Consider the following 9,809-nt stretch of genomic DNA (forward strand, 5'->3'; position numbering starts at 1 on the left):
GGCTATCGGACGTTGGAACGCGTGGCCTGCAACGATTGTCGACCACGGCCGCGTCCGTTTGCACACAACCAAGACCCGTAGCTGACTCTGATACGCGCGGTTCGAATGCTCTTAGTGGACAGGCGGGAGAAGACCAGGTTCTGAAGGCCTTCGGGAAGGTGCTCGCGAATGACTATCGTCATTCCTGCTTCCCCGACTTGATCAGATCGTAGCTTCGAAAGCTTGTTGACTGCCGCCAACCATCGGTCCGCGTCCCATCACGATTGCGGATGATCGGTGGCCACAAAACCGGAACCACCGCCCCGTCGCGATCGACAAAGAACTGATAACATTCGCCGCCGCTCGTCGGTGCCCTTCGGCTGCGGCGGGGCGCGCGAGCAGCGGAGTTGCCGAATGAAAGGGTTAAGGCTAATTTTTGCAGTCCGGTAAGATCGCGGCCCCGAAACAAGTGCGGCCATGCTAACGCGCTGGACTCCTTGTAATTTCTTCGGTTCCGTTTATTTGGCACGGCTCTGCCGGCTGCTGCGGAATATCTTGCCGTGGGGTGAAACCGTACAATTTGCGCTCATCTTTCCAGCCAGGATGGATCACAATTCCGTATTACCTCCCGACGGAGGAGACGCTTACGAAGGCGGCGGAATAGCGAACGTCGGCACCGTGCCATTCAACCCATTACTGCTGCAGGTTTCGGCTGAAATCGGAAATAACAACTTGCCCGGTCCCGGTCCCGCTACGGTGACGGCAGGTCTTCGTATCACGGGTCCGACAGTTCTGTTGAACCCCGGCGAAGTGACAGGCTCTTCATTCGGCCTGAGTCTGGCCGCTATTCAGTCAGCTATCCCCGAAGTCACTGCCCAGACTTCCTACAACTACTTCGGCTTCCACACGGTCTTGCGCTTTCACAATGCGGTCGCCGGCGTGAACACCTCAGTCGATATAAACTACACCGCGACATTGGACGGAGCTACGGCGAATTTCAGAACTGTGTACACCAACGGCCAAGATCCGGGACCTTACCAAGCACCCACTGTTACTCCTGGCTTTACGTACGACGAAGAATTGCTCCAACCAGTAGCGCCAGCATAATCAAATTAAGCGAGCGCGGCCGTTCGGTAGTCGTGCCGAACCTAGGCATCGAAGCCGAAATCAAGGAAGCGGGCATGCGGCGCGCGAAAGATTTTGCAGTTCAACGTCCGGAAGGCTGCTATCTATTCGTATGTTGCCTCTTGGCCCCAAGCGGCGGTTGAGGGATGTCCGCTATGTCGCTGATGTCAGGGGATAAGCAGACATCCTGCAAACGGGCCAAAGATGACGTGATTGACCCAAAAGAGACGTGCAGCAGGTAACTCAAACGCGTCTGTGCGATGAAGAAGGCCTCCATCTAAGGCGGCCTTCAATCTTGCATGCCGATTATTCGGCGAGTTATTGCAGTAGCCCCTCGACGGCGAAGCTGCGGAACTTCGCGAGTTTGTTGCGAAGCGGCAGGAGTTCTTTGAACGCCGCCGAATCGCGATAAGCTTTGATTTTTTCAACGCTGTCCCACTGTTGGATAACAATGCGCGATTTCGGCGGCTCTCCTTCGATGGTTGTGGTTTTGCCTCCAGCGGCGAGGAACTTGCCGCCAGCTGCTTTGATAGCGGCCTGAGCCTTCGGGACGTAGTCCTTCAGGTAGGTCTCCATATCCGAGGGCTCGATTTCAACGACCTGATATACGGGTGGCGTCGCCTGGGCATGGAGCCCCTGAACCGCGATTGCACCGAGCCCGAAGCCCGCAAGCATCGCCAATGTCACTGGATAGTGGGTTTTCATGACGTTACTCCTTGCAAGAATTTTTGGTCGTACTGGTGCGCACGACCAGCGATTGCGAATGCGAAAAGCACCGGCAAAAAGGAGCGTCGGTCTACCAAAGTGAGACGCCTGCCGAGGGCATCTGCGCCGCCAATGCTAAACGGGGACTTCGGCACGTCCCGTTGGCAGCTCGCGGACTAACCCAATGTCCGTCTAATAAGCGTACAACATCGGCCGGATTGTCGAAAGGGTGCAGGACCTGCAAAGCGGGATCCGACTCTCGCTGTCCCCGTCTCATTGGAGATGATGTGGGCGGATCTATGCGCTGCGAGGGTGGGACCACACCCGCATCGAGATCGACGCTGCTTGGTTGCGCCGACGAGGTATGACGTAAACCTCTGATCATCGCGGTACATCAGTCCCGTATTGTCCCGACTCGGACCTCCGGTGAGGTCCGCTATTGCGCCGCTATCAGGGGCACAGCGGACCTCAAAGCGCCCTGATCTGCGGCGCGGGGTTACTCGCCCTAGTAAGCCTTATATGCACAGCCTTTGAGATCAAATCGCAGCGATACGGCGTTGCTCAGTTGAGGCGGAAGCTACAGCCACGTCTAAATTAGCAAGTCATGAAAGTGGTCCTCAAATAGCGGAAGCGCCGCGTGTAGCGTCCTCGCTTCGGATGGCGCGTCAGCGAGACCCGCCGTGAAGTTCACGAATGCCTCCTGGGTGTCGCTCACGATTGCAGAGAGGGTAGTTGGGGGGAGTTTCGCAATGTCGCTGCCAACTCTGTTAAGCTCGGTCTCAAGCTTGAGAACGGTGCCAAACGTCGAAAGTCCCTCGTAAAGGCCTGCTTCGGGATCATAATTCGGCTTACCGGGATCGGTATAGTCCAGGGCAGCCACGCCCTCGATCAGGCCAATATCCGCCGTGACAATGTCGGAAAACGTAGCCTTCCCGTCGATGAAGTGCTGATGCACGAGGTCATGTTGGTAGAATAGCTGGTCTAGTTGATCGACGGGCTGTGTTTCGGGCGTGAGTTGCGAAGGCTCAGGCGTCGTGGCACCGAACTGGCCTGCCGTGTAGCCAGGGCCGCCGTAGTTGCCGTAGGTGGGCACCGGGATTCCGTGGGTCGCGAGGGCATTCAAGGGGTCGCGCGGGTCGAAGTGGAATGTAGCGTCCCAATTGATGAACGACATGGCTCTCTCCTCGAATTTCAGACTACTGCGCATGGTCGGCCCAGACTATTCCAGGGGTCTCATGTACTAGTGCTCCAAATTCCGCAAAGGTTCGGATAAGGAACTCGAAAGGTCAGCGGGACTGCACGTCACACGCAGCGCTGCAGCCTTCGTCCGCTGCTGGCCCTAAGCGGCGGTTTCCGCGATGAACCGCAATCCTTCAGCTCTTGGGGGCCAATCGGACCTGCCTGCTGGAGAAAATTTCTTCCAACCTGCGGCCGCTAACATTGGAGCGCCGCCGCGCTCGAAAATTCTTTGGGCTCTACTTTTTCGACCCTCCCCCCGCCCCTAGGTTAGTAGCTTCGGTGGGGCGTCGAGGTCGAAAGTAGGAGGCGTTCGCCATGGGATTTCGGAAAATAGCGTTCTTGATCATTGTGACCCTCGCTGGCGGCTCTGCCGCACTCGCCGGGGGCGGTGGTCGTGGCACTTCCCACGGTGGTGTGGCTGGCGTCGCTGGACCAAACCGCTCTAATGGTGCCACACACTTCTTCATCGTCCGCACGCCGCTTCCAATACAGCAGGCTCCTGCGTCTACCGGCACCGTTGGCTTCGGTGCGTCGAGGTCCCACGTCGACTCACGGATAGACAGTAGATTTTGATGTAACGGCAGCGGCGGCGCACACGACGTGCGCACAGGGATTTGAGACGTCGTGATTTTTCAAACGGGGCACTGTCAGGATGGAGGAGCGCGCCAGCGCAGTCAGGGCGCTATTGTCGTCGCTGTAATCTTCGGGAACGAGAAATCGGTGATTCATGGCGGGGCTCCCGCATCAATTGGGGCCAGTAGCCTACGCCGGCGAATTTCCATGAAACCGTCACGCGTACGGTTTCTTTTCCGGTCGCCCGAGCCACCTCATGGCGTACTACTCGAGCACCTGGCCGGCGGCGGCCTCAAGCGCTTCGACGTCAGCATCGTCACCAAGCCGACCAGCCACCTTCAGCGCTGCAACAACCGGCGCTCCTAGGGCTGAGATCCGCAGACTTTTGATTCCCGCGTTCCGTAGTGCCCGGGCGCGGGCGGCGCCTGCGGTTTCACTTCGACCGGGTGGCGGGCGCTGCAGCACTACCCATACCTCCGGTGCAGCACCTGACATCCGGTAGCGGCAAGCACGGCAGTTCCGTCCAGGTTGGATCCGATATCCTCATTCCTCATGCGCATGCTGCATAGCTCACCGAGCGACCTCGCGGAAAGAGCCTCACAGCCCGATCGACCTAATCCTCTGAGCGACTGACCGACCATTACCCAAAGGTGGGCGGCCTAGCCGTTTTCAGAAACCCCTGTGCCCCAGGCTTAGAGCGACCTGAGCGACCTGAGCGACTACTCTAGAAGACTTCTCCATAACCTCTCCAGGGCGGAATACCCACCCCTTTTCGGGCCTCACAGCGCGCTCTACATACCTCCGTAACACTCTTGGGAAAGTGGCCGTCCAGCCGCTCAGGTCGCTCACACATCCGGCCGGAAGTAGCCTTTGACCCGCGTGCCACGGATAGATACGTACCCATTCCTGTTCCTCTGCCAGCCAAGTTTCTTCATGGTGTTGGACAGTCGCATCGTGTGTTCCTGGCGCTGAGTCCCGGTTGGAACATCGAGCAGGTAGGTCAGCAGATCAGCCGCCGAGACACGAACTTCGCCGGCTTCGTAGTGAAGGATGGTCCGCGTTCCTTCGTGCCACGAACCGTCCTTGCGGTAGCCGTAGGTGGTCATTGCCGGAATCTGGCGGAGAATGTCTTCCCACGGATCGGTTACCCGTCGCTGTTCCTGCTCGACCGCAGCATCGGCCCACAACTTTTCATCGAGCACCAGGCTTTCACCTTTGCTCTGGTAGTGCGCGGCCTCACCCCACAGCTGTAAACGGTCTCGCCGCAGTTTCTCGATGTCGATAGCTTTGAGAACACGTAGTGGCCAGAAACGCCGGTTGCCTGTTTGCGATTGCAGATACTGATCAGAGTTGGTGGTGCCGACTTCGATAGAATGGCGCGGTTGCTTTTTGACAAAGTGACCATATGCCGGTCGCGCGATATCTTCTTGCCGGGATGCATATGCCTTGACCGTTTCGACCTCGGCTTTCTTCAGCCCGGCGAGATCGGCGTTCTCGTGTATCCAGACTCCCGAGAGCTGCTCCTGGACTTCGCGGCTTTCCTTGCCGATGATCCTCTCGTCAGAAAAATTTTCATCGCCAGCAAGCACCCGCCACGCTGTTGATTTGTTGTAGCCCTCTTCAGCTTCCAGCACCGTGATCTGATCGCATTTGATACCCGGCATGCGCGCCCGCGCCACTGCGGCGAGCAGGGTCTTGTGCACGAAAGCGGCGTTGAGTTGGGTATCTTCGCAATTGAAATATTCCGCCGCGACGCGGTCCAGTCGCTTAACGCCGTCCCAGTTCGCCTCGGCTTCCGCCAGCATGTCGACCACAGGATCGAAGCAATGCTCTAATGCCAGCGAGATCACGGCATCGCGCGTGTGCTTGTCGGTCAAATCAAATCCGAACGTGTCCGACATCAGCTGCCGCAGCGCGATGATGCCGTTGTCGGATACTTCGCCGACGATGCGTTCGACAGCATGCCGCGTGGTATCGTTCTTATACCCGAACAGCGACTTATTGTGGAATGTGTCATGGCTGCACGCGATGCCCAGCGCAGCGATCGCCAGCCGGGCGTTGTGCATAGATGGAATCGGTGATCCGTCCAGGCGGCGCTCGCGCCAGTCTGGTGTGCCCGCGGCGCGCACCATCGCCTTCCGCTCGCCCATATCGTGCGAGCGCTGGATCAGGCGCTCAACGGCGCGGCGCTTGGCGTTGCCCTCCTTCATCTTGGTGATGTGATGATTGCATTCGAGATCGCACATCAGCGCGGCGGCGATCTGTTCCTTGCTGAAGCGGCCGTCATTCTTGAAGATGGCGGCGAGCGCGAAGGATACCGCGCTCCATGTGGCATAGGGCTTAGTGAGCAGGCCGGCGTGATTAAGGTCGAAGTTTAAATCGCCGATATTGCCGCCGTGCACGACGATCATGCGGCCTTTGAGGTTGAAATCCTTGGGCAGGACGTCGGCACCGGTCAGCCAGCCGGCATGCCGATCGACCTTGGCCCAGTCGATGTTGGCAGATTGCCTGCCGGCTCCGGCGTTGCCGGCACCCACGCTGCCTGTGTCGCCGGAGCCTGCGCTGTTGGTGCCGGTACCGCTGCCGGCGCTGCTCGGCTGCGGCCCGGCCGTGCCAGGGAAGTCCTCCAGCTTGCACGTTGCGCCATTGAACCTGACAAGCTTGGTTGGACATGCGATCCGGCCTTCGCGCAGTTTTTTCGCGTTCGGCAAGTTGATGGTACCGGGCAGGCGGAGAATGCGGTCGATGTTCTGAGTTCCGGCGACGCCGCCGAGTGTTTCCATCAGGAGCTTAACGCGGTCCTCGATGTCGGCGATCTGCTTTGCGGTCTCGTCCGGAAACACCTTTACCGGGTTGCCGTTCTTGTCTGTGGTGATCACCGGCTCGGCCAGCGCGATCGGGGCGGCAAGCTTCAGCAGCACCTGGATGCCGTTCCCAGAATCAACAATCGCGGTCGGTGCCGGCTGCAATTGCTCCAGCTCTGCGAGGAAGCGGGCCTTGGCGGCCTCGGAGGGTTCGTTCTCCCTCGGGTCGAGGTCGGCCGGCAGATATTCGATGGCCGCAATATCGGTCTTGGCGGCCTTTTTCGTCAGCGTCGTTCGCGTCGGGTTGACCGAATAGTAGAGGTTACGCTTGCCGTTATTTTTCGAGACGAACGTGCGAATGTCGTCCTCTGTTTTCGCGGTGATCGTCTCGATTGCCCCGTCCGGAACGATTGCCGACAGCACCCATGGTCCGCCACGGCGGAGCAGTTTGAGGAATACGACGGTGTCGTCATGCGGATTGGGCATCACGCCGCCCTCCCAGAGAATGACGGGGTTTCATGCCTTGCCCTCCGTGCCGCCGCCTCGGAACGTGCGGCGAAGAAGGTTCTGGAGGTCCGTGTCCTGTTCGGCGGCGGCAACCCGCCGGCGCCGCCGTTTACCCAGATCATCGACGGTGCGGCGGATTGCCGTTGGTGAAGGCGACGCCGTTGGCGCCATCGCGAGGATGCCGGCCAGCGCCGTCACCAGGGCTTCCGCGGCCTCGCCAGACCGGACGACGACCGCCTTGCAGTCACTCACCCTGGACGTCTCGAAGATGGCTTGGGCGATGGCGAGGACCAACGCCTGCTCGTGGTCCGGGTCATATTCGAGAGTGGCGCGCTGGAAGGTGGTGCGGTCGCTCATGTGCCAGTCTCCTCCCCTCTTGCGGGGCGGCTTGACCGGGCGTATCTCTCGGGCGCTTGACGACGTCGATCGCCCGACCTTGTTCGCCCCTGGTCGGAAACAAAAGCCGCCTCTGCCGGGCGGCTTTTGCCGTTTCAGTTTCAGACTTTCTCGGTTTCCAGCGCCAACTTTCGGCGCAACCAGGGAGTTGGAATTCTCTGGATTTTGCCCCCGCCGATAACGGGTATTCGGCCCTGCTCGACCTCGTTGTCAGTGGCAACTCGGCCGAAGCCCAAGAGGCGGCCGCCCTCGTATTTCCCTACCGTCAGTTGCGTGAAAAGCGCTCGCCGTAGCTCTTCGTCGCTTCTCTTCATCCGGGCACCCATTCAGGTGAAATGATTCCGTTGCAGAAAATCATGATATAGTGAAATGAAAATGTTGCAATATTAATGTGCGTCGCTTAGCTTGGGTCAATTCCAACCAGACGGCACCAAATGGCGAAACAACAGAAACCCAAGGGCCGAGGTCGACCCGCGAAGTTCGGGCCGCGGCGGAATTTCAATTTCAGGCTCAGCGAGAAACTGCACGAGCGACTGATCAAGAGCGCGGATAAAGACGGCCGTTCGCTCTCCGAGGAATTGGAGATGCGCATCAACCGCGACTTTGCTTGGGAAGACACCAAGGCGGACATCGAGTGGATGAAGGTGCAGGCCGCTGCCGCGCTCGACGCTGCCCGCGTTCAGGCGATCCGTGCGGCGGGGCTTGCAATCCTACGTGAGGTCGAGGGACGTCCGACTCGGGTGGTCGTCGATCTTGAGACGCTGCTCGCCGAGGCCGATGGAGTCGCACGCGGGCTACGGTCCGGGTTCATCGACGACAAAACACCACCGCCCACTGGCGAGGCTCGGCCAATGACCGCCGAGGAAGCACAGCGTTTGCTGGAAGAGCTTGAGCAGACGAGACGCAAGATCGACGAAGCAATCGAGCGAACACGCGCCGCCGACGCAGCGGCGAAGGGCAACGTCGCCTAAGGGAAGAAGCCATGTCGCGGAAGCACGGTGACGGATGCACGTTTCGGCAGCGCGATGTGAAGGAAGCGATCAAGGCCGCGCGCAACGCCGGTCTGGAAAACTTCCGGGTCGATATTGATCGGAACGGCACCATCAGCGTGGTGCCGATGGCACCGGGCGAGTCGGCGCCAATCAAAGGGGCGAATGAATGGGACGAGGATCTGTAGGGCTGAAGCTGCCGCACGGCTGCAAGCGGTACGAGGACCACACCGGGAAGCTGCGGACCTATTATCGCCACACCAGACCGCCGACGGCGCTGCCGGGTTTGCCGTGGAGCCCGGAATTCATGGCGGCCTATGAGGCCGCCAAGGCGCGCGCCGGGCGCGACAAGCCATTGGTGATCGGTGCGGCGAGGACGAAGCCCGGAAGCCTCAACGCCGCGTTGGTGAAGTATTACGCCTCGGACGAGTTCGCCGCGATGACCAAGGACGTGCGGCAACAGAACCGCGGCTGCTTGGAACGCTGGCGCATTGATCGCGGCGACCGGCCGTTACGCGAATTGCAGCACCGGCATCTGCAAGGCTACATCAACAAACTGACGACGCCGCACGTCCAGCGCAACGCGCTGCGCGCGATCCGGCATTTCCTCAAATTTGCGCTGCGTTATCACCTGGTCGAGAACGACGCCTCGGCCGGGGTGCAGAAGCACAAGCTGCCCAAGACCGGCGGCTTTCGCATGTGGACCGAGGCCGAGGTCAGCCAATACGTGGCGAAGCACCCGCTCGGCACCAAAGCCTATCTGGCCCTGCAGGTCATGCTGTGCACCTCGCTGCGCCGCTCCGATGCGGCGCAGATCGGCCCGCGCCATGTGCGCAAGACCGCCGCGCACCCGCTCGGCGTGCTCGAGGACTATCTGCCGCAGAAGGGCCGGCGCACCGGCGGCAACCGGGTGACCGTGCCGATCCATCCCGACCTCGCCGAGGCGATCGCCGCGACGCCGATGGTTGGCACTGAGAGCTTCATCGTGACCGAGTACGGCAAGCCGTTCACCGCGAAGGGCCTCGGCGCCAAGATGCGCGAATGGTGCGACGCGGCCGGCGTGCCGCCGCTCACCGACGCCACTGGCAAGAGCAAAAACGTCGCCAGCCACGGCCTGCGCAAGCTGTGCCTGACGCGGCTCGCCGAGACCGGCTGCAACGTGTTCCAGATCGCGGCGATCTCTGGCCACAAGGATCTGCGCGAGGTGCAGCTCTACGTCGACGCCTACAATCGGAAGAAGGCGGCGGCGGAGGCGATGGCGATGCTGGTCGAGGCACAAACCCGCAACGTGGTTTGTCTAATCGGCAAGGACGATTAGCCAAAACGGCAGAAAACCGTTGTGAAAACAACGGGGAAATCCGGGGACGCCAAGCCGTGTGGTCCTGGCGCCCCGACGCTGGCGCTAAGCTTCTTACGAAGTGACGGTGGCAAAAGAGCCCGGTCACCGGGGAGAGCACGAAGTAAGCCGTAAACCATCGCGCAGGGAAAGCCG

General features: G+C 60.2%; 11 protein-coding genes. 6 read left to right on the top strand and 5 right to left on the bottom strand.

Annotated features, from left to right (window positions below):
• Positions 1-456: 456 nt before the first annotated feature.
• On the top strand, positions 457-1,086 hold the full coding sequence (locus tag ACZXDY_RS43065; protein ID WP_464349670.1) for a hypothetical protein: 630 nt from the start codon (positions 457-459) through the stop codon (positions 1,084-1,086).
• Between the two features lie 336 nt (positions 1,087-1,422).
• On the opposite strand, the gene ACZXDY_RS43070 is transcribed toward ACZXDY_RS43065, so the two are convergent.
• From ACZXDY_RS43070 to ACZXDY_RS43080, 3 genes are all read right to left on the bottom strand, one after another.
• Complete coding sequence (locus tag ACZXDY_RS43070) at positions 1,423-1,809, bottom strand: DUF1330 domain-containing protein (RefSeq protein WP_464349671.1); 387 nt, start codon at positions 1,807-1,809, stop codon at positions 1,423-1,425.
• Positions 1,810-2,398: 589 nt separating this feature from the next.
• Entirely contained in the window at positions 2,399-2,983 is a 585-nt protein-coding gene (locus ACZXDY_RS43075) for a hypothetical protein (protein WP_464349672.1), read from the bottom strand.
• Positions 2,984-3,597: 614 nt separating this feature from the next.
• Positions 3,598-3,777 carry a hypothetical protein gene (locus ACZXDY_RS43080; protein WP_464349673.1) on the bottom strand — a complete coding sequence of 60 codons (180 nt, stop codon included), beginning with the start codon at positions 3,775-3,777 and terminating at the stop codon, positions 3,598-3,600.
• Between the two features lie 51 nt (positions 3,778-3,828).
• Between ACZXDY_RS43080 and ACZXDY_RS43085 the strand changes: the two genes are divergently transcribed.
• The gene (locus ACZXDY_RS43085) at positions 3,829-3,987 is read left to right on the top strand and encodes a hypothetical protein (RefSeq protein ID WP_464349674.1); all 159 of its coding nucleotides are present in this window, start codon (positions 3,829-3,831) and stop codon (positions 3,985-3,987) included.
• Between the two features lie 479 nt (positions 3,988-4,466).
• Here the strand turns inward: ACZXDY_RS43085 and ACZXDY_RS43090 are convergent, their stop codons facing one another.
• Positions 4,467-6,911: a virulence-associated E family protein gene (locus ACZXDY_RS43090; protein ID WP_464349675.1), complete on the bottom strand. Its 2,445-nt coding sequence runs from the start codon at positions 6,909-6,911 to the stop codon at positions 4,467-4,469.
• A gap of 30 nt (positions 6,912-6,941) precedes the next feature.
• On the bottom strand, positions 6,942-7,289 hold the full coding sequence (locus ACZXDY_RS43095; protein WP_464349676.1) for a hypothetical protein: 348 nt from the start codon (positions 7,287-7,289) through the stop codon (positions 6,942-6,944).
• Between the two features lie 56 nt (positions 7,290-7,345).
• On the opposite strand from ACZXDY_RS43095, the gene ACZXDY_RS43100 reads away from it, so the two are divergent.
• From ACZXDY_RS43100 to ACZXDY_RS43115, 4 genes are all read left to right on the top strand, one after another.
• Positions 7,346-7,621 (top strand): hypothetical protein, encoded by a 276-nt coding sequence (locus ACZXDY_RS43100; RefSeq protein ID WP_464349677.1) that lies wholly within the window; start codon positions 7,346-7,348, stop codon positions 7,619-7,621.
• A 291-nt stretch (positions 7,622-7,912) separates the two neighbouring features.
• The gene (locus ACZXDY_RS43105; RefSeq protein WP_464349678.1) at positions 7,913-8,299 is read left to right on the top strand and encodes a hypothetical protein; all 387 of its coding nucleotides are present in this window, start codon (positions 7,913-7,915) and stop codon (positions 8,297-8,299) included.
• 56 nt (positions 8,300-8,355) lie between these two features.
• Positions 8,356-8,505, top strand: coding sequence for a hypothetical protein (locus ACZXDY_RS43110; RefSeq protein ID WP_464349679.1), 150 nt, complete (start codon positions 8,356-8,358; stop codon positions 8,503-8,505).
• Positions 8,487-9,635 carry a tyrosine-type recombinase/integrase gene (locus ACZXDY_RS43115; protein WP_464349680.1) on the top strand — a complete coding sequence of 383 codons (1,149 nt, stop codon included), beginning with the start codon at positions 8,487-8,489 and terminating at the stop codon, positions 9,633-9,635. Before ACZXDY_RS43110 ends, ACZXDY_RS43115 begins: the two co-directional genes overlap by 19 nt.
• The last annotated feature ends 174 nt before the right edge of the window (positions 9,636-9,809 follow it).

This window comes from Bradyrhizobium sp. LeoB3, assembly GCF_055456055.1.